Here is a 19,096-nt window from a genome sequence, read left to right as displayed (position 1 = left end):
CTTGCCGGACTTCATCTACCTCGCCTCGCAGAGCCCGCGCCGCGCCCAGTTGCTCGGACAGCTCGGTATCAGTCACGCGCTGCTGCTGGCCGACGAAAGCGAAGATGCCGAATCGCTCGAGGCGGTGCTGCCGAACGAGGCTCCCGCCACCTACGTGCAGCGCGTCACCGCACTCAAGCTCGATGCCGCCGTGGCCCGGCTGCGGCGCCGTGGGCTCGCCGATGCGCCGGTGCTTTGCGCCGACACCACGGTCGCGCTCGGCCGCACCATCCTCGGCAAGCCTGAAGACGAACAAGATGCCGCGCGCATGCTGAAGATGCTGTCCGGCACCACGCACCGCGTGCTGACCGCCGTGGCGCTGCAGCACGGCACGCGGCGCCAGGCAGCGCTCAGCGTGTCGCGCGTGCGCTTCGCGGAAATGACCGACGCGCAGGTCGCCCGGTATGCGCAGGGCGGCGAGCCGCTCGGCAAGGCCGGCGCCTATGCAGTACAGGGCGCGGCGGCCGCGTTCATCGAGCACATCAGCGGCTCCTATTCGGGCATCATGGGCCTTCCGATGTTCGAGACCGCGCAGCTGCTTCGAGGCGCCGGTTTCCATACCTGAGAATTCCATGCAAGACATCCTGATCAACTGGTCCCCGCAGGAGACCCGTGTGGCGCTGGTCGAGCACGGCGCGGTGCAAGAGCTGCACGTCGAACGCACGCTCGAGCGCGGCCTGGTCGGCAACATCTACCTCGGCAAGGTGTCGCGCGTGCTGCCGGGCATGCAGTCCGCCTTCATCGACATCGGCCTGGAGCGCACCGCTTTCCTGCATGTGGCCGACATCGTGGCGCCATTCACGCCGGGCTCGCGGCCCAGCGCACCCGCCCCGGAGCGCGACCACCGCAACGGCGGGCCGATGGTGCCGATCGAGAAACAGGTGTTCGAAGGCCAGTCGCTGCTGGTGCAGGTCATCAAGGACCCGATCGGCACCAAGGGTGCCCGCCTGTCGACGCAGATCAGCATTGCCGGGCGGCTGCTGGTGTTCCTGCCGCAGGACAACCACATCGGCGTGTCGCAGAAGATTCCGTCCGACCAGCGCGAGTCGCTGCGCAGCCGCATGCTGTCGCTGATCGAGGCCGCGGCGGCGGCCGACAGCGGCGGCGTGGTGCCGGCCAACACGGGCGGCTTCATCCTGCGGACCAATGGCGAGGATTCCACCGACGCCGAACTGGCCGAAGACATCGCCTACCTGCGCAAGACCTGGTCGCGCATCCGCGAGGCTTCGATGCGCATGGCGCCGATGTCGCTGCTGCACCAGGACCTCAGCCTGCTGCAGCGCGTGCTGCGCGACATGACCATCGAAGACACGCAGACCATCCGCATCGATTCGCGCGAGCAGTTCGAAGTACTGCTGAAGTTCGGCCTCGAGTTCATGCCCAAGGCGGCCGGCAAGCTGCAGCACTACAAGGGCGAGCGGCCGATCTTCGACCTGTACTCGGTCGACGAGGAAATCGCCAAGGCACTGGGCCGGCGGGTGGAGCTCAAGTCGGGCGGCTACCTGGTGGTCGACCAGACCGAGGCGCTGACCACGGTCGATGTGAACACTGGCGGCTTCGTCGGCGCGCGCAACTTCGACGACACCATCTTCAAGACCAACCTGGAGGCCGCGCAGGCCATTGCACGGCAGCTGCGGCTGCGCAACCTGGGCGGGATCATCATCGTCGACTTCATCGACATGGCGCGCGACGACCATCGCGAGCAGGTGCTGGGCGAGTTCCGCAAGCAGCTCGCGCGCGACCGCGTCAAGACGACCGCGGGAGGCTTCTCGCAGCTCGGCCTGGTCGAGATGACGCGCAAGCGCACGCGCGAATCGCTGGCGCACATGCTGTGCGAGCCCTGCGTGGCCTGCGGCGGCCAGGGCATCGTGAAGACCGCACGCAGTGTGGCCTACGACGTGATGCGCGAGATCCTGCGCGAAGCGCGGCAGTTCACGCCGCGCGAGTTCCGCATCGTGTCGTCACCGCAGGTGATCGAGCTGTTCCTCGACGAGGAAAGCCAGCATCTGGCGGGCCTGAGCGACTTCATCGGCAAGCCGATCTCGCTTCAGTCCGAGCCGGCGATCGGGCAGGGGCAGTACGACATCGTGCTGCTCTGACGCCGCAGCGGCAGGTCCGTCAGAGCGTCGGGTCCTGCCCCGGCTGTGCGCTGCGCACGGCGAGCGTCTGCAGCCGTGCATAGAGACCGTCGAGCGCCATCAGCTGCTCGTGGCTGCCCTGCTCGGCAATGCGGCCTTGTTCCATCACGATGATGCGGTCGGCATGCTGGATGGTCGACAGGCGGTGCGCCACGATGAGCGTGGTGCGGTCCTGCATCAGCCGCTGCAGGGCGTCCTGCACCAGCCGCTCCGATTCGGTGTCGAGCGCCGAAGTGGCTTCGTCGAGCAGCAGCACCGGCGCGTTCTTGTAGAGCGCGCGCGCAATCGCCAGCCGCTGGCGCTGGCCGCCCGAGAGCTGGGTGGCGTTGTGGCCGAGCACGGTGTCGACGCCCTGCGGCAGGCTGTCGACGTGGGTGCTCAGGTTGGCGGCGGCGATGCACTGCATCACGCGTTCGCGATCGATTTCCGAGCCCAGCGCCACGTTCGCTGCCAGGGTGTCGTTGAGCATGACCACATCCTGGCTCACCATGGCGAACTGAGCGCGCAGGCTCTTCAGCTGCCATTCGCTGGTGTCGTGCCCGTCGAGCAGCACCTGGCCCGCGCTGGGCTGCACGAAGCGCGGCAGCAGGTTCACGAGCGTGGTCTTGCCCGAACCCGAGGGTCCGACGAACGCGACCACCTGGCCGGGTTCGATGGTCAGGCTCACGCCGTCGAGCGCACGCTGCTCGTCGTCGCCGCGGTAGCTGACGCGCACGTTGCGCAACTCGATGCGCCCCTGCGCGTGCCCGGCCTGGAACGTGCCTTGCGATTCCGGCGCGACGTCGTCGATCAGGATCAGGCCGCGCTCCAGTGCGGCAAGGCCGCGGGTGATCGGACCGGCCACTTCGGCCAGCCGGCGGATCGGCGCGATCAGCATCAGCATGGCGGTGATGTACGCGACGAAACCGCCCACGGTGAAGCCCTGCTTGCCGCTTTGCCACAGCGCGATCATCACGACCACCGACAGCGCGAGCGAGGCCATCATCTGGGTGAGGGGCGTGGTGGCGGCCTGGGCGATGGTCGATTTCACGGCCAGCCGGTTGAGGCGCTGGCTCAGTTGCTCGAACCGATGGCCCTGCGCCTCTTCCGCACCATGCAGGCGCACCACGCGATGCGCGAGCACGTTTTCCTCGACCACGTAGGCCAGCTCGTCGGTGGCCTGCTGGCCCTGCTGCGTGAGCCGGTACAGGCGCTTGGAGAACACCTTCATGATCCAGGAGATGCTGGGCACCAGGAAGGCGACGATCAGCGTGAGCTTCCAGTTCAGGTAGACCAGGTAGCCCAGCAGCGCGATCAGCGTGAAGCCGTCACGCGAGAGACCGAGCAGTGCCTGCACCAGCAGCATGGCGCCGGTCTGCACCTCGTAGACCACGGTGTTCGACAACGCACTGGCCGATTGCCTTGCGAACAGTGCCAGTTCGGCGCCGAGCAGTCGCTCGAACAGCACGCGCCGCAGTTTCTGCATGCCCTCGTTGGCGATGCGCGACAAGGCGTACTGCGAAATGAATTGGGCGATGCCGCGCACCGCAAAGAGCAGCAGCACGGCAGCGGGCACGAACCACAGCGGCATCTCGCCGCGCGTGAAGCCGCGGTCGAGCAAGGGCTTCAGCAGCGCCGCCATGAGCGGCTCCGTGATGGCCGCGAGCATCGCCCCGCTCAATCCGAGGGCCCACCACTGGCGCGAGCCGCCGAACCAGGTCATGAGTCGCGCCAGGCGGCGCATCAGGGGAGGGCGAGGGTTCTCGCCGCCGGGGGAAGCTTGCATGGCGGCGGATTCTACGGGGGGCCCTTTTCGGGGCCTGCCACGGGTGCTTTGCGGCGGTTCTGTAGGACCGCATCGCTGGAAACACGTTTTGTGACGGCGTCAGCGAGCCAGTGTGTAACATGTGGCCCGTCAAGCCGGGGAGAACTTTTTACCCGGAAACCTCTCCGAACCGCATGAACAAGCCGTTGCCAACTCCAATTCCAACTCCTTCTTCATCGCTATTTGCACGCCGCACAGTCATTGCGGCCCTCGCTGCCACTCCCATGATTCCTGCGCTGGCCCAGTTCCGGGTCGAAGTGTCGGGCGTCGGGCTCACGCAGCTGCCGATCGCGCTCGTTCCCTTCAAGGGCCAGGAAAGCTCGCCCCAGAAGATCTCGGACATCGTCCAGGCCGACCTCGAACGCAGCGGCCAGTTCCGCGGCGTCGACGCCTCGGGCCAGGCGCTGGACGAGGCCTCCCGTCCCGACCTGTCGCTGTGGCGCCAGCGCACGGCCGATTCGCTCGTGGTGGGCAGCGTCAGCAAGCTGGCCGACGGCCGCTTCGATGTGCGCTTCCGCCTGTGGGACGTGGTGAAGGGCCAGGACCTCGGTGGCCAGAGCTACACCGTGCCGCAGGGTGACCTGCGCCTGGCGTCGCACCGCATCGCCGACTATGTCTACGAGAAGCTGACCGGCGAAAAGGGCATCTTCTCGACGCGCATCGCCTACGTCACGAAGGGCGGCAGCCGCTATTCGCTGTGGGTGGCCGATGCCGACGGCGAGAACGCCCAAGCCGCACTCGCCAGCCCGGAGCCGATCATCTCGCCGTGCTGGTCGTCCAATGGCCAGCAACTGGCGTACGTGTCGTTCGAGTCGCGCAAGCCCGTCGTCTACGTGCACAACGTGGCCAGCGGCCAGCGTCGCCTGATCGCCAATTTCAAGGGCTCCAACAGCGCCCCGGCCTGGGCACCCGACGGCAACTCGCTGGCTGTCACGCTCAGCCGCGACGGCGGGTCGCAGCTGTTCACTATTCCATCGAGCGGGGGCGAACCGCGCCGCCTCACGCAAAGCTCCAGCATCGACACCGAACCGGTCTACTCGGCCGACGGCAGCACCATCTTCTTCGTGAGCGATCGCGGCGGTGCGCCGCAGATCTACAAGATGGGCGCGGGTGGCGGCAACCCCACGCGCGTGACCTTCAGCGGCACCTACAACATCTCTCCGTCTGTCAGCGGCGATGGCCGGTGGTTGGCCTACATCTCCCGTGTGGGGGGTGCATTCAAACTCCACGTGATGGAGTTGGCGACCGGAACCGTCAATGCCATCACCGACACGACCGCCGACGAAAGTCCAAGTTTTGCACCGAACAGCAAATTGATCGTCTACGCCACGCAACTGCAAGGTCGCGAAGCACTGATGACCACCACGCTCGATGGGAAAATCAAGGCCCGACTGGCAGGACAGGCGGGAGACATAAGAGAACCGGACTGGGGTCCGTTTCAAAAGCAATGACTAAGGTTTATTTGAGGAGTTTGAAATGTTGAAACGTACGATTTATTCGCTGGCCATCGTGGCTCTGATTGCCGGTTGCTCGTCGGGCACCAAGCTCAACGACACCCCGGTGACCGACCGTTCCGGCGGTGCCGGCCAGCAAGGTGGCGCAAGCGCCGTGGCTCCCGTCACCATCGATCCGAACGCGGGTACCGCGCAAGGTCCGGTGGGCGTGGCGCGCATCATCTACTTCGACTACGACAGCTACACGGTGAAGCCCGAGTTCCAGTCGGCCATCGACGGTCATGCACGTTTCCTCAAGGCCAACCCGCAACGCCGCATTTCGATCGAAGGTCACACCGACGAACGTGGCGGCCGCGAATACAACCTGGCTCTGGGCCAGAAGCGCTCGGAAGCCGTGCGTCGCGCACTCACGCTGCTGGGTGTGAGCGACAACCAGATCGAAGCCGTGAGCTTCGGCAAGGAAAAGCCTGCCGTCACGGGTTCGGGTGAAGAAGTGTGGGCGCAGAACCGCCGCGCCGAAATCACGTACCGCCGGTGATGCAACGGGCTGTATTGCGAGGCGCAGCGCTGGCTGCCGCCTTGCTGTGCGCCTCGGTCGGCTCGCAGGCAGCGTTGTTCGAGGATGACGAAGCCCGCAAGGCCATCCTCGACCTGCGCCAGCGTGTCGAGGCCATGCGGCAGCAGACCGACCAGCGCCTGACCGACGAGAACGGTCAGTTGCGTCGCAGCCTGCTCGATCTGCAGAACCAGATCGAGCAGATGCGTGGCGATCTGGCGCGCATGACCGGCCAGAACGAGCAGCTCACGCGCACGCTGAGCGAGATGCAGTCGCGCCAGACCACCATCGACGACAAGCTCAAGCAGAGCGAGCCGTCGAAGGTGTCGGTGGACGGCCGGGAGTTCAATGCCGATCCCAAGGAAAAAGCCGATTTCGATGCGGCCCTTGGCGTGTTCCGCTCGGGCCAGTTCGCGCAGGCGCAGACCGCGTTCGCCGAATTCGTCAAGCGCTACCCGCAGAGCGGCTACAACCCGTCGGCCCTGTTCTGGCTCGGCAATGCGCAGTACGCCACGCGCAACTACAACGAGGCCATCGCGAACTTCCGCTCCATGCTCTCGCTCGCGCCCGACCACGCCAAGGCCCCCGAGGCCGTGCTGTCGATCGCGAACTGCCAGATCGAACTGAAGGACACGCGCGCCGCACGCCGCACGCTGGAAGACCTGACCAAGGCCTATCCGCAGTCGGAAGCCGCGCAGGCCGGTCGCGAGCGTCTCTCGCGACTGCGTTGAGGCCGGCGGAGCATTCCGCTTGAGCACCATCGCCACCGACGCTTTCACACCCTCCGCCGCCGCGGTTGTCCTCACCGACACCGCGGCGCCCGACTTTGCGCGCCGCTTCGGCGGGCTCGAACGCCTGTACGGCGTGCCGGGTGCCGAGCGCATCCGCAACGCCCATGTGGTGGTCGTCGGCATCGGCGGCGTTGGTTCGTGGGCGGTCGAAGCACTGGCGCGCAGCGGTGTAGGGCGGCTGACCATGATCGATCTCGACCACGTATCGGAGTCGAACATCAATCGCCAGATCCACGCGCTGGAAACGACCGTGGGCCAGGCCAAGGTCGAGGCGATGCGCGATCGCATCGCGCAGATCAATCCCGAATGCCGGGTGCAGGCGATCGACGATTTCGTCGAACCCGGCAACTGGGTGTCGCTGCTCGACGCGGCCCAAGCCGCGAACGGACCTGCAACGGCCGTCATCGATGCCTGCGACCAGGTCAAGGCCAAGGTGGCCATGGCGGCGTGGGCGCGTGCATCGCGTGCGGCATTCGTGACTGTGGGCGCCGCAGGCGGCAAGCGGCAGGCGCACAAGGTCGACATCGACGACCTGTCGCTCGTCACGCACGACCCGCTGCTCGCGCAGTTGCGCCAGCGGCTTCGCAAGGAGCACGGCGCACCGCGCGAAGGCCGCAAGATCGGCGTGGCTTGCGTGTTCAGCCGCGAAAGCGTGGCCCCGCCGGATGCGTCCTGCGCGATCGAGGGCGACGGATCGCTGAACTGCCACGGCTACGGTTCGGTGGTCAGCGTGACCGCCACTTTCGGTCAATGTGCAGCAGGTTGGGTTCTGGAAAAAATAGCGTCCAACCTCGCGCTATAATCGCAGGCTTTGCCGGATTCAACTCCGGCAAGAAGTAAGAAAAACAGGTTCGGGACGTTAGCTCAGTTGGTAGAGCAGCGGACTTTTAATCCGTTGGTCACTGGTTCGAATCCAGTACGTCCTACCAGAACCCCCGTTGTGGATATATAAAAGCCAGCTGTCGATGAGATAGCTGGCTTTTTTGTTGGGAATCGAAGGATTCCCTCCTGGCACCACACCACCACCGTTGGACGAACCCGACTGTCATCTGCACAGTGAATACCGCGCCCGCCTTTCTCCCTTCCCATCACAACCTGTGGGTGGTGGCCGCTTCGCTCCTCCTCGCGACACTCGCCTCCTATGTGGCGCTCGACATGTCGCGCCGCGTGCGTGACGTCAGCGGGCGGCCGCACCTGCTGTGGTGGGCGATCGGTTCGTTCGCCATGGGCACGGGCATCTGGTCGATGCATTTCGTCGGGATGCTGGGGTTCTCGCTGCCGATCGCGCTGGGTTTCTCGGGCTCGATGACGCTGATCTCGTGGGTGGCTGGCGTCACCGCATCGGGCATCGCGCTGTGGGTGGCCAGCGAGGCCGACTACAGCGTGCGCCGCATCGCCATCGCGTCGGTGGCGATGGCGGTGGGCATCTGCGGCATGCACTACCTCGGCATGGCGGCGCTCGACATGTCGCCGCCGATCGTCTGGCATTGGCCCACCGTCGGCCTGTCGCTGCTGATCGGGCTGGTCGCCTCCGCGGCAGCACTGGGCATCTTCAAGTTCCTCGGCGACTTGCACAACAAGCGCCGCGTGGCTTTCCAGTTGCTGGCAGCGTTCGTGATGGGCATCGCGATCTGCGGCATGCACTACACCGGCATGGCGGCGGCGAACTTTCCGCTCGATTCGGTGTGCCGCAGCTCTGACGCGCTGTATGGCACGGGGCTCACTGGGATCGTCGTTCTGGCGTCGGGCCTGCTGCTGCTCGGCACGCTGTTCACCTCGATCCTCGAGTCGCGCCTGCAAATGGTTGCGCGGCGCCTGTCGAGTTCGCTCGAGGCGGCCAACGCCGAACTGACGCAGGCCAACCGTGAGCTGCAGAAACGCGCCTTCACCGACGCGCTCACCGGGCTGCCGAACCGGGTGCTCTTCGAAGACCGCCTCCGGCATGCGCTGCTGCGCATGGAGCGGGCCAACCGGCTGCAGGTCGAGGAGCGCATCGCCGTGCTGTTCGTCGACCTCGACGGGTTCAAGCCGATCAACGATTCCTTCGGCCATGCGGCCGGCGACCAGATCCTGCGTGCCGCTGCGCACCGCCTGAGCCAGACGACGCGCAAGAGCGACACGGTCGCGCGCATCGGCGGCGACGAATTCCTGCTGCTGCTCGAAGGCGTGCGCGACCGCGCGGAATGCGCCCAGGCTGCCAACCGGGTGCTGCGCACGATCGGCGAGCCGTTCAACGTGCTCGGCAAGCAGGTCCAGATCGCGTGCTCGGTCGGCATCGTGCTGCACCCGGAGGAGGGCGAACCCCACAAGCTCGTGGCCAATGCCGACGCCGCGATGTACGAGGCCAAGCGCGCGGGCGGCGGCAACTATGTGATGTTCGAGTCGCACATGGGCGCCGACGCGGCCAAGCAGCTGCAACTGCAGAGCGATCTGCGCCAGGCGGTCGAGCTCAGGCAGTTCGAGCTCTACTACCAGCCCAAGATCAACGGTGCGGGCGACAACCTCAGCGGCGTGGAGGCGCTGGTGCGTTGGAACCACCCGCAGCACGGCCTGATCGGGCCGACCGAGTTCATCGGGCTGGCCGAGCGCTTCGGCCTCATCGTGCGTCTGGGCGACTGGATCCTCGACGAAGCCTGCCGCCAGATCGCGGAATGGCGTTCGCGCGGCACGTGGATGTGCGTGGCCGTGAACCTGTCGGTGATGCAGTTGCGCGAGATCGATTTCGTCGAGCGTGTCGAGCAGGCGCTTGCGCGCCACGACGTGCCGGCGTCTCTGCTGCTGTGCGAGATCACCGAGTCGGTGGCCATGGAAGACATCAAGGCGACGCAGCGCACCTTCGAGGGGCTGGCGCGTGTCGGCGTGTTCCTGTCGATCGACGATTTCGGCACCGGCTACTCGAGCCTCAGCCATCTGCGCAAGCTGCCGGCGCGGCAGGTGAAGATCGACCGCAGCTTCGTGCAGGACCTGCAGTTCAAGGACGATGCGCGCGCCGTGGTCGATGCGGTCATCCGGCTGGCCCATGCCTTGGGGCTGACCGTGGTCGCCGAGGGCGTGGAGAACGAGGCGCAGCGCGAGATCCTGCTGGGCATGGGATGCGACGAGCTGCAGGGCTTCCTGTTCTCGCACCCGCTGCCCGCGGGCGACCTGCTGGCCTGGTTCTCCAGGCGCGAGGTCGGCGAACCCACGGCGGACTGAAGCCGCCGAGGCCGCCGGGCCGCCGGGCCGCCGGGCCCGAGGGGCGTCAGGCCTCGGGCGCCACCTTGCCCGGCAGTGCGGGCGGTTCGTGCGCATCGGGTGACCCGGCGGTCTCTTCCTTCTCGTGCCGCGCGGCGATGAACAGGTACATTGCCGGCACCACGAACAGCGTGAACAGCGTGCCGATCGACAGGCCGCTGAAGATTACGATGCCCATCGCCTTGCGTCCCGCGGCGCCTGCACCTGAGGCGATCACCAGCGGCAATACGCCGAAGACCATGGCGGCGGTGGTCATCAGGATGGGGCGCAGCCGCGTGCCGGCCGCCTCGACGATGGCGTCGAGCTTGCTCAGGCCCTGCTTCTGCAGCCGGTTGGCCACTTCCACGATCAGGATGCCGTGCTTGCTGATGAGGCCCATCAGCGTCACCAGGCCCACCTGCGTGTAGATGTTCATCGACGCGAAGCCCCAGAAGATGAAGATCATGGCGCCGAAGAGCGCGAGCGGCACCGACACCAGGATCACCACCGGGTCGCGGAAGCTCTCGAACTGCGCGGCCAGCGCCAGGAACACGATGATCAGCGCGAACAGGAAGGTGATGGCGAAGTTGCCCGACTCCTGCACGAATTGCCTCGACTGGCCCGAGTAGTCGACCGTGTAGCCGCTCGGCGCCAGTTGCTGAACCACGCCGCGCAGGTACTCCAGCGTCTCGCCCTGCGTGCCGCTGGGCACGCCCTGGATGGTGACGGAATTGAGCTGCTGGAAGTGGTTCACCGTCTCGGGCTGCACCGTGTACTTCAGGCTGGCCACGGTGCTGGCGGGCACCACGCCGTTCGGCGTCTTGATGTAGAAGTTCAGCACGTCCGACGGGTTGAGCCGGTCGACCTGCTGCACCTGCGGAATCACCTTGTACGAGCGTCCCGAGATCGAGAAGTAGTTGACGTAGCCGCCGCCCAGCGCCGCACCCATGGCGTTGCCCACGTCCTGCTGCGTGATGCCCAGCGTGGCGATCTTGTCGCGGTCGACCACCACGGTGGCCTGCGGCAGGTCGATCTTCAGGTCGGCGTCGATGTAGTAGAACTTTCCGTCCGCGCGCGCCTTGTCCATGATCTGCTGCGCCAGCGCATTCAGGTTCTCGAAAGGCTCGGTCGTCTTGATGACGAACTGCACCGGCAGGCCCGACGCACCCGGCAGCGCCGGAAACTGGAAGGCCACCACCTTGGCGCCGGCAATGCCGTTCCAGCGCTTCTGCAGGTCGGTCTGGATGTCGTGCGCGCTGCGCGTGCGCTGGTCCCAGGGCTTGAGCAGCACGCCCGCGATGCCCGCGTTGGTGCTGGGCACGCCGGTGAGCTGGAACAGCTGCTCGTACTCGGGCGTGTCGTGCGCGACCTTGAAGATCTGGTCGGCGTAGGTCTGCATCTGGTTGATGGTGGCCGTGGGCGCACCGACCACCTGCGACAGCACGATGCCCTGGTCTTCCTCGGGCGCCAGCTCCGACTTCGACATCTTGAACATCACGAACAGCAGCGCCACCAGGATGGCGCCCATCACGATCATCACCGGCCAGGTCTTCAGCACGCCGCGCAGGATCAGCTGGTAGCGGTGATGCACGCGCTCGAAGGTGTGCTCGATGAAGGTCGCGAACTTGCCGCTGTCCTGCTCGGGCTTGAAGAAGCGCGAGCACATCATGGGCGACAGCGTGAGCGCGACGATGCCCGACACCACCACCGAGCCCGCGAGCGTGAAGGCGAACTCGGTGAAAAGCGAACCGGTGAGCCCGCCCTGGAAGCCGATGGGCACGTACACCGCCACCAGCACCACGGTCATCGCCAGGATGGGCCCGCCCAGCTCGCGCGCGGCCAGGAGCGACGCCTGCAGCGGCGACTTGCCCTCGCGCATGTGCCGGTCGACGTTTTCCACCACGATGATCGCGTCGTCCACCACCAGCCCGATGGCCAGCACCAGCGCCAGCAGCGTGAGCAGGTTGATCGAGTAGCCCAGCATCAGCATCACGAAGAAGGTGCCGATGAGGGACAGCGGCATTGCAATCACCGGCACCACCACCGCGCGGAAGCTGCCCAGGAACAGATAGATCACCACCGTCACGATGATCAGCGCCTCGACCAGCGTCTTGATCACTTCGCTGATCGAGGTGTTGATGAAGTCGGTGGAGTCGTAGACGATCTTGCCGGTCAGGCCCGTGGGAAGCTGCGACTGCAGGTCGGGGAACACGGTGCGCACCTGCTTGGCCACGTCGAGGATGTTGGCCTCGGGCGCGACCTTGATGCCGATGAACACCGAGCGCACGCCGTTGAAGGCCACGTTGAAGTCGTAGTTCTCCGAGCCGAGCGTGACGTTGGCCACGTCCTGCAGCCGCACGATGGCGCCGTTGCTGCTCTTAACCGACAGCTGCTTGAATTCGTCCACGCTGTGTAGCGACGTGCCGGCCGTGAGCGGCACGCTCACCATCTGGCCCTTGCTGGTGCCGACGGCCGCGAGGTAGTTGTTGGCTGCAAGCGCCGCGCTCACGTCGGTGGCGGTCACGCCGTAGGCGGCCATCTTCTGCGCATCGAGCCAGGCACGCAGCGCGAAGGTGCGCGCGCCCAGGATCTCGGCCGTCTGCACGCCGGGAATCGCGTTGAGTTTGGGCTGCACCACGCGCACCAGAAAGTCGGTCACGTTGTTGTTGGGCAGCGTGTCGCTGTAGAAGCCGATGTACATCGCATCGGTGGTCTGCCCGGTGGCCACGGTGAGCACCGGCTGCTGCGCCTGCGGCGGCAGCTGGTTGCGCACCGAGTTCACCTGCGTGTTGATCTCGGTCAGCGCGCGGTTCGAGTCGTAGTTCAGCCGCAGCGTGGCGGTGATGGTCGACACGCCCAGGCTGCTGGACGACGAGAGGTAGTCGATGCCCTGGGCCTGCGACACCGCGGCCTCGAGCGGCTGGGTGATGAAGCCCGCGACCGTGGCCGCGTCCGCGCCGTAGTAGGCGGTGGTGATGGTCACCACGCCGTTCTCGGTCTTCGGATACTGGTTGACCGGCAAGCCCGAGAGCGCACGCAGTCCCAGCACCACGATCAGCAGGCTCACCACCATCGCCAGCACGGGCCGGCGGATGAAGATGTCGGTGAAGTTCATGCGGGGCGCCTCACTTTTCCTGCGGCTTCGGGTTCGCGTCGTTGGCCGGCTGGACGCTGTTGTCCACCGTCACGGGCGTGCCGTTCTTCAGCTTGTTCTGGCCGCTGCTGACCACGACCTGGCCGGCCTCCAGCCCCTTGACGATCGAGATCTGGTCGCCGCGTGTCGGGCCGGTCTCCACGAAGACCTGCTGCGCAACGAGCTGCGGCTTGCCCTGTGCGTCGGTGGCGGGTGCGGGCGCAGGCGTTCCGGGCGCAGCCGTTGCACCCGGCTTGGGCGGCTCGGCCTGCTTCACCACGTACACCGTCGAGCCGTACGGGTTGTAGGTCACGGCAGTGGAGGGCAGCGTGAGCCGCTCCTGCGTGCCGCCGATGTCGATCTTCACGTTGGCGAACATGCCCGGCAGCAGTTGCTGCCTGGCGTTGGCCACGGTCGCCTGGATCTGCACGTTGCGCGTGGCGGCATCCACCTTGGGGCTGATCGCATTGATCTTGCCGCTGAAGGCCTGGCCCGGGAAGGTGTCGACCGACAGGTTCACCACCTGGCCCACCTCGAGGCCCGCCAACTGCTGCTGCGGCAGCTGGAAGTCGACATAGATCGGATCGAGCGTCTGCAGCGTGACCAGCTTGTCGCCCGCGTTCACGTACTGGCCCGGGTTCAGGCCCGAGATGCCCAGCCGTCCCGCGAAGGGCGCGCGGATCGACTTCTTCGCCACCAGCGCGGCCTGCTGCTCGACCTGCGCGCGCTTGGCCTTCAGGTCGTTGGTGTCGGCGTCGATCTGCGCCTGGCTCACTGCCTGCACCGCCAGCTGCGCCTGGTCGCGCTTGAGCACCGTGGCGGCCTGCGCGGCGGCGGCTTCGGCCGCGTGCAGCAGCGCGATGTCGGAGTCGGCGTTGAGCTCGACCAGCAGCGCGCCGGCCTTCACGTCCTGGCCCGACTTGAAGTGCACGGTGCGCACCAGGCCGGCCACTTCGGTGCCGAGGTCGGCGCCGCGCACCGGGTTCAGCGTGCCGACGGCAGTGAACTGCGACTGCCACTGCATCTTCTGCACCTCGACCGTGGACACGGTCTGCGGGCCGGGCTTGGGCACGGCCGCGATCAGCGCGCGGATCTGCAGGAACTTGCCGAGCGCGAGCACGGCGACCAGCAGCAGCACGCAGCCGATCATGATGATCATTCTCCGGGTCATAGGTAGGCTTTTCTTGGAGTTTTGGGAGGAGGTGTTCAGTTGCTGGAGCCGGATGGCGCGGGCGCCTGCGATGCGGCGGGCAGCCCCGGCGCGATCGCAGCGTCGGCCAGCGCGCCGCGGTTCCACCAGCCGCCGCCGAGCGCCTGGAAGAGGGCGGCCGTGTCGGCGTACCGCACGGCCTGCGCCTGCACCAGCGCCGTGTGTGTCTGCAGCCAGGCCTGCTGCGCGGTGAGCAGCGTCACGTAGCTCACCGCACCCGCGCGGAACTGCGCGGTCGACAGGTCGAGCGATTGCCTGGCCAGCGATTCGGCGGTGGCTTGGGTCTGCAACGCGACGGCATCGATTTCGAGCGCGCGCAGCGCGTCGGCCACGTTCTGGAATGCGCCCAGCACCGTGTTGCGGTATTGCGCGGCGGCCGAGTCATAGGCGGCCACCGCCGCGCGCTGCTGCGCACGCAGGGCGCCGCCGTTGAAGATCGGCTGCGCGAGCCCGGCGCCCACGTTCCACAGCGTGCTCGGCCCGGTGAAAAGATCGCGTGCGCGCAGCGACGTGTTGCCGTAGCTCGCGCTGAGCTGAAGCTGCGGATACAGGTTGGCCGTGGCCACACCCACCGCGGCGCTCGCCTGGTGCAGCTGCGCCTCGCTGGCCCGCACGTCGGGCCGCTGGCGCGCCAGCTCCGAGGGCAGCGACAGCGGCAGCGCCTCGGGCAGCGAGAGGCTCGCCAGGTCGAACTCGGGCAGGCCTGCTTCCGACGGCAGCCGGCCCGCGAACACGGCGAGCTGGTGGCGCGTCTGCGCGAGGGCCTTTTCGAGCGGAGGCAAGGTCGCCTGCGTCTGCGCCACCTGCGTGCGCTGCTGCAGCACGATCGACTTCGGAATGGCGCCGGTGTCGAACTGCTTTTCGATCACGCCGAGCTGGTCGCTCTGTGCCTGCAGCACCTCGCGCGCGGCCTGCAACTGTGCGCGCAGCGATGCTTCGCGGATGGCCGTAGTGACCAGGTTCGATGTGAGCGTGAGGTACACCGCCTCGACCTGGTAGCGCTGCGCTTCCACCGCGGCCTGTGCGCCTTCGACCTGTCGGCGCGCGCCGCCGAACACATCGAGGTCGTAGCTCACGTTGACCGAGGCGTTGTAGAGCGTCAGCAGCTGTCCGCCCGCCACCCTGGTGCTGACTTCGGAGGCGCGCTCGCGTTGTACGCCGAGCTGCGCCGACACCTGCGGCCACAGCAGGTTGCCCGACTTGGCGTCGTACGTGGCCTCCGCCTGGCGCAGCGCGGCCTGCGCCGATGCCAGCGTGGGACTCTGCGCGAGCGAGGCGCGGATCAGCCGGTCGAGCGGTTCCGAATGGAACACCTCCCACCACTGCGCCGGAATGTCCCGGCCCGGCACCAGCGCCTGCGCCTGGCCGCCCGGCACGTCCGATTGCGCCGTGCGCGCGGGCATCGGCGCCGGCGTGTAGTCCGCGCCCTGTGCGCCGGCCGGAAGCTCGGGCGTCTTGAAGTCCGGCCCGACCGCACACGCGCCCAGCAACAACGTTGCGCCGAGCAACGCGCCGTGGATCGCGAATGTGGCGGACCCTGCGATTCGCCGGCGCACAGGCGCCTCGCGCGATGAACAGGGTGGGTTCTCCGGCGCAGTGTGGTGTCGATTTGGCATGGGGCAGCGTTGTACACCCGGAACGGCCCGAGTGCCTGAGTTGTTTCTGAATGTCGCCGCTCGCGTCTCATCGCGCGAGCGAAATGCGACGAAGCCGGCAGACCGCGGCGCCAAGTGCAGCGCCAAGGCGCCAACCGCACGACGACCTCATTCCAGAAACACCAAGGAACCGGCTTTGCCGGGCCTTCGGTGTTGCCCCCGGTAGGGGGAAGGAGCAGCGACACGAAGTGCGCGAATCCTGGGGGCGAGCCAGGAACACCAAGGAACCGGCTTCGCCGGGCCTTAGGTGTTGCCCCCGGTAGGGGGAAGGAGAAGCGACACGAAGTGCGCGAATCCTGGGGGCGAGTCCAGAAACACCAAGGAACCGGCTCTGCCGGGCCTTAGGTGTTGCCCCCGGTAGGTGGAAGGAGAAGCGACACGAAGTGCGCGAATCCTGGGGGCGAGCCAGGAACACCAAGGAACCGGCTCTGCCGGGCCTTAGGTGTTGCCCCCGGTAGGGGGAAGGAGCAGCGACACGAAGTGCGCGAATCCTGGGGGCGAGTCCAGAAACACCAAGGAACCGGCTTCGCCGGGCCTTAGGTGTTGCCCCCGGTAGGGGGAAGGAGAAGCGACACGAAGTGTGCGCAGCCTGGGGGCGAGCAAAAATCTCGAAAAAAAAGCCCGCACGAAGGCGGGCTGGAAGGTGACCTGCTGGAGGAGGGAGGATCAGAGGATGCAGGCCACAGGGAGAAACTTGAATATCGCTCCCTAACCTGCACGCAACCTGACCTCCCTAGAATTTGCCGATGGTTTTCTACGATCCCGATTACGCACCGGACGCGTTCGAAGTCCGCGTGTCGGAACTGCTCGTGGCCACGCCCGACGGTTCCGACGAACTCATCGACGATTCGATCTCCGAAGTCCTGCGCATGGTGCTCGAGCACCTGCGCATGGATGTGGTCTTCGTGTCCGAATTCACCGAGGGCCGCCGCGTGTTCCGGCGTGTCGAGACCCGGCCCGAAGCGCGGGTGATCGAGCCCGGTCAGTCTGCGCCGCTGGAGGAGTCGTTCTGCCAGCGCGTGGTCGATGGCCGGCTTCCGCGAATGGTGAACGACGTGGCGGCGCTGTCGTCGTTCGACGAACTGCCGCGCACCGGATTTCCCGTCGGCGCACACCTGAGCACCCCCATCGTGCTGGACGACGGCCGCGTCTACGGCACCTTCTGCTGCTTCAGCTTCGCGCCCAACGAGCAGCTGACGCAGCGCGACCTGAAGAAGCTGGAAGTGTCGGCGCAGCTCGCAGCCAAGAAGATCAACCAGCGCCGCGCGAAAGACGCCGAGATGGCAATGGCAGGCTGGACGCTGGCACCGCACGAAGCGCCGCCGCGCGGACGCTGACGTCCGCCGGGTTCACCGAACCCGGCCCGCGCTGGTCAGTCTTCGTCTTCCCACTTGCCCACCACGGTGCCCAGCACCGTGAACGGCAGGCGGATCGGCTCGTGCTTCGGATTGAGCGGCAGCAGCCAGCGCCGCCCGTCCTCGTTCTTGAACACCTTGCAGGTGACTTCGCCGGTGTCGTCGATGCGCGCCACCACGCGCTCGCCGTCTTCGGGGGTCTTCAGCTGCGTGTCGACGAAGATGATCGAGCCCGAGCGGTAGCTCTTGAGCAGTCCATGGTCCGCGGTCATGCTGTCACCCCGGATGCGCAGTGCGTAGGTGTCGAGGCTGTGGTGTGCGATGCACGGGATCCAGCGCTCGGGCTGCGCCTGCTGCGACGACGTGCGGTCATGCCACTCGGCGGCGTCTTCCCAGGTGATGAGCGGCACCGTGTTGGGCGTGCGCGGGTTGAACGACGGCACATGCGGCGGCACGTGAAGCACGCGGTACGCCCCGTGCGGTTCGTTGGCGCTGTCGCGCGACAGGCGTACCTGATCCTCGTCCCACGGCGCCGGGCCGTCGCCGGTGTCGAGCCAGTTCGGATCGACGCGGTAGACGCGGGCCAGTGCCAGCACGCTCATCGACCGGGTCGTGTCGCCCCGCTCGATCTTCGAGATGTTCGATTGCTTGACGCCAGAGGCGGCTTCAGCCTGCTTCTGCGTCATCTTGGCGAATTTACGCGCTGCTTTGGCTCGGGTCCCTATGTTCTCCATCGGCCGAATTTAAGCCCAGATGAATATTCTGAATGGACTCTAGAATATTAGAAAAAGGGAGTGCATGCCATGAAGCCACGCGAGTTGGTGCTGGCGCTGAGAGCCATGGGGCTCACGCAAAAGCAGATCGAGAAAAAGACCGGAATACCCCAGCCGACGGTCAGCAAGATCGGGCTGGGCCGGGTCAATGATGTCATGTCGCGCCATTACGTGGCGCTGCTGCAGGCCTACGAGGCGCAGGTCAAGGAAACACCCGTGCCGCAACCGCCGCTTGCCGGCGGCACGGTGCCTCATGACTGACGCGTGCTCCGTCGCGCGACGCCGGGCCTCTGGCTCGACCGCGCCCTGTGCGCGGTGCTGGCGCTGCTGTCCATCGGGGCGTTGATCGCCGGCTGGGTGGCCGGGCATCCGGCCATTGCCGGGGGCGGCTGCTTCGGGCTGGCGTGCGCCGGATGGGCTGCGCAGGTGCTGTTCGACCGTGAGGCGCTCAGGCGCTCGGCGGCGGTACGGTCCGCGATCAGATCGGGTCGGGCGGTTCGAGGGCGAGCGTCGCGCTGACGCGCACGCAGTCCTTGATGTGCTGCTCGCCCAGCGCGCGCAAGGCTGCATAGCCGAGTGCCGCGGAGACGAGTTGCCCGGCCACGGGTACGTACTTGGTCGCCTGCTTGGCGGTCAGGCGGATGCCTGCGTGCTTTGCCAGCCGGATCAGCAGGTCGCGCGTGACGATCCGGCCGACCAGCAGGGCGCCCAGCGTCGTGGCCGCCTTCTGGATGCGCTCGCGCTGGTGCGGCGCGAGCTTCTCGACCTGGGTGACGGAGAGGCCGAACTCGGCGCTGATCTGCGGCACCAGCCGCGACAGCAGCGCCGCGTCGGCCATCCAGTCGACGCCGGGCAGGGGCACGGCGCTTGCGGCCGCGGCCATCAGCGCCTTGCGGGTGATGAGCTTGCGGCTGCGGTGGACGGCGGCAATGAGCTTCTCGTCACCGCGGGCCAGTTCGATCGCTGAAGGCATCC

15 protein-coding genes and 1 tRNA gene are annotated in these 19,096 nt (G+C 66.8%); 10 read left to right on the top strand and 6 right to left on the bottom strand.

Annotated features, from left to right (window positions below; genetic code table 11):
• Position 1 precedes the first annotated feature (1 nt).
• Positions 2 to 604 (top strand): Maf family protein, encoded by a 603-nt coding sequence (locus AACL56_RS16380; protein ID WP_339090867.1) that lies wholly within the window; start codon positions 2 to 4, stop codon positions 602 to 604.
• Positions 605 to 611: 7 nt separating this feature from the next.
• Entirely contained in the window at positions 612 to 2,138 is a 1,527-nt protein-coding gene (rng, locus tag AACL56_RS16375; RefSeq protein WP_339090866.1) for a ribonuclease G, read from the top strand.
• Between the two features lie 19 nt (positions 2,139 to 2,157).
• Here the strand turns inward: rng and msbA are convergent, their stop codons facing one another.
• Positions 2,158 to 3,942, bottom strand: a complete 1,785-nt coding sequence (msbA, locus tag AACL56_RS16370) for a lipid A export permease/ATP-binding protein MsbA (protein WP_339090865.1) — start codon at positions 3,940 to 3,942, stop codon at positions 2,158 to 2,160.
• Between the two features lie 263 nt (positions 3,943 to 4,205).
• Here msbA and tolB point away from each other — a divergent pair, with 263 nt between their 5' ends.
• From tolB to AACL56_RS16340, 6 genes are all read left to right on the top strand, one after another.
• Positions 4,206 to 5,432, top strand: coding sequence for a Tol-Pal system beta propeller repeat protein TolB (gene tolB, locus AACL56_RS16365; protein ID WP_339090864.1), 1,227 nt, complete (start codon positions 4,206 to 4,208; stop codon positions 5,430 to 5,432).
• Between the two features lie 25 nt (positions 5,433 to 5,457).
• Positions 5,458 to 5,973 (top strand): peptidoglycan-associated lipoprotein Pal, encoded by a 516-nt coding sequence (gene pal, locus AACL56_RS16360; RefSeq protein ID WP_339090863.1) that lies wholly within the window; start codon positions 5,458 to 5,460, stop codon positions 5,971 to 5,973.
• Positions 5,973 to 6,722 carry a tol-pal system protein YbgF gene (ybgF, locus tag AACL56_RS16355; protein ID WP_339090862.1) on the top strand — a complete coding sequence of 250 codons (750 nt, stop codon included), beginning with the start codon at positions 5,973 to 5,975 and terminating at the stop codon, positions 6,720 to 6,722. The genes pal and ybgF overlap by 1 nt, the downstream gene beginning before the upstream one ends.
• A gap of 19 nt (positions 6,723 to 6,741) precedes the next feature.
• Positions 6,742 to 7,584 carry a tRNA threonylcarbamoyladenosine dehydratase gene (locus AACL56_RS16350; protein ID WP_425337021.1) on the top strand — a complete coding sequence of 281 codons (843 nt, stop codon included), beginning with the start codon at positions 6,742 to 6,744 and terminating at the stop codon, positions 7,582 to 7,584.
• Positions 7,585 to 7,635: 51 nt separating this feature from the next.
• A tRNA-Lys gene (locus AACL56_RS16345) sits at positions 7,636 to 7,711 on the top strand.
• 175 nt (positions 7,712 to 7,886) lie between these two features.
• The gene (locus AACL56_RS16340) at positions 7,887 to 9,977 is read left to right on the top strand and encodes a putative bifunctional diguanylate cyclase/phosphodiesterase (RefSeq protein ID WP_339090861.1); all 2,091 of its coding nucleotides are present in this window, start codon (positions 7,887 to 7,889) and stop codon (positions 9,975 to 9,977) included.
• A gap of 46 nt (positions 9,978 to 10,023) precedes the next feature.
• Here AACL56_RS16340 and AACL56_RS16335 read toward each other — a convergent pair whose 3' ends face one another.
• The 3 genes from AACL56_RS16335 to AACL56_RS16325 are packed head-to-tail and all read right to left on the bottom strand — an operon-like array spanning position 10,024 to position 15,846.
• Complete coding sequence (locus tag AACL56_RS16335) at positions 10,024 to 13,110, bottom strand: efflux RND transporter permease subunit (RefSeq protein WP_339090860.1); 3,087 nt, start codon at positions 13,108 to 13,110, stop codon at positions 10,024 to 10,026.
• Between the two features lie 10 nt (positions 13,111 to 13,120).
• Complete coding sequence (locus AACL56_RS16330; RefSeq protein ID WP_339090859.1) at positions 13,121 to 14,287, bottom strand: efflux RND transporter periplasmic adaptor subunit; 1,167 nt, start codon at positions 14,285 to 14,287, stop codon at positions 13,121 to 13,123.
• A 47-nt stretch (positions 14,288 to 14,334) separates the two neighbouring features.
• Positions 14,335 to 15,846, bottom strand: a complete 1,512-nt coding sequence (locus AACL56_RS16325; protein ID WP_339090858.1) for an efflux transporter outer membrane subunit — start codon at positions 15,844 to 15,846, stop codon at positions 14,335 to 14,337.
• 893 nt (positions 15,847 to 16,739) lie between these two features.
• Here AACL56_RS16325 and AACL56_RS16320 point away from each other — a divergent pair.
• Positions 16,740 to 17,330, top strand: coding sequence for a GAF domain-containing protein (locus AACL56_RS16320; RefSeq protein WP_339090857.1), 591 nt, complete (start codon positions 16,740 to 16,742; stop codon positions 17,328 to 17,330).
• Between the two features lie 35 nt (positions 17,331 to 17,365).
• Here the strand turns inward: AACL56_RS16320 and AACL56_RS16315 are convergent, their stop codons facing one another.
• The gene (locus AACL56_RS16315) at positions 17,366 to 18,082 is read right to left on the bottom strand and encodes a helix-turn-helix domain-containing protein (protein WP_339090856.1); all 717 of its coding nucleotides are present in this window, start codon (positions 18,080 to 18,082) and stop codon (positions 17,366 to 17,368) included.
• A 69-nt stretch (positions 18,083 to 18,151) separates the two neighbouring features.
• Here AACL56_RS16315 and AACL56_RS16310 point away from each other — a divergent pair, with 69 nt between their 5' ends.
• On the top strand, positions 18,152 to 18,382 hold the full coding sequence (locus AACL56_RS16310; RefSeq protein ID WP_339090855.1) for a helix-turn-helix domain-containing protein: 231 nt from the start codon (positions 18,152 to 18,154) through the stop codon (positions 18,380 to 18,382).
• Positions 18,383 to 18,599: 217 nt separating this feature from the next.
• Here AACL56_RS16310 and AACL56_RS16305 read toward each other — a convergent pair whose 3' ends face one another.
• Positions 18,600 to 19,094, bottom strand: a complete 495-nt coding sequence (locus tag AACL56_RS16305) for a hypothetical protein (protein WP_339090854.1) — start codon at positions 19,092 to 19,094, stop codon at positions 18,600 to 18,602.
• Between the last annotated feature and the right edge of the window lie 2 nt (positions 19,095 to 19,096).

The organism is Variovorax paradoxus, assembly GCF_902712855.1.
GTDB classification, from domain to species: Bacteria; Pseudomonadota; Gammaproteobacteria; order Burkholderiales; family Burkholderiaceae_C; genus Variovorax; species Variovorax paradoxus_Q.
Note: the sequence above shows the minus strand (reverse complement) of the source record. Positions and strands in the feature narration are given on the sequence as shown.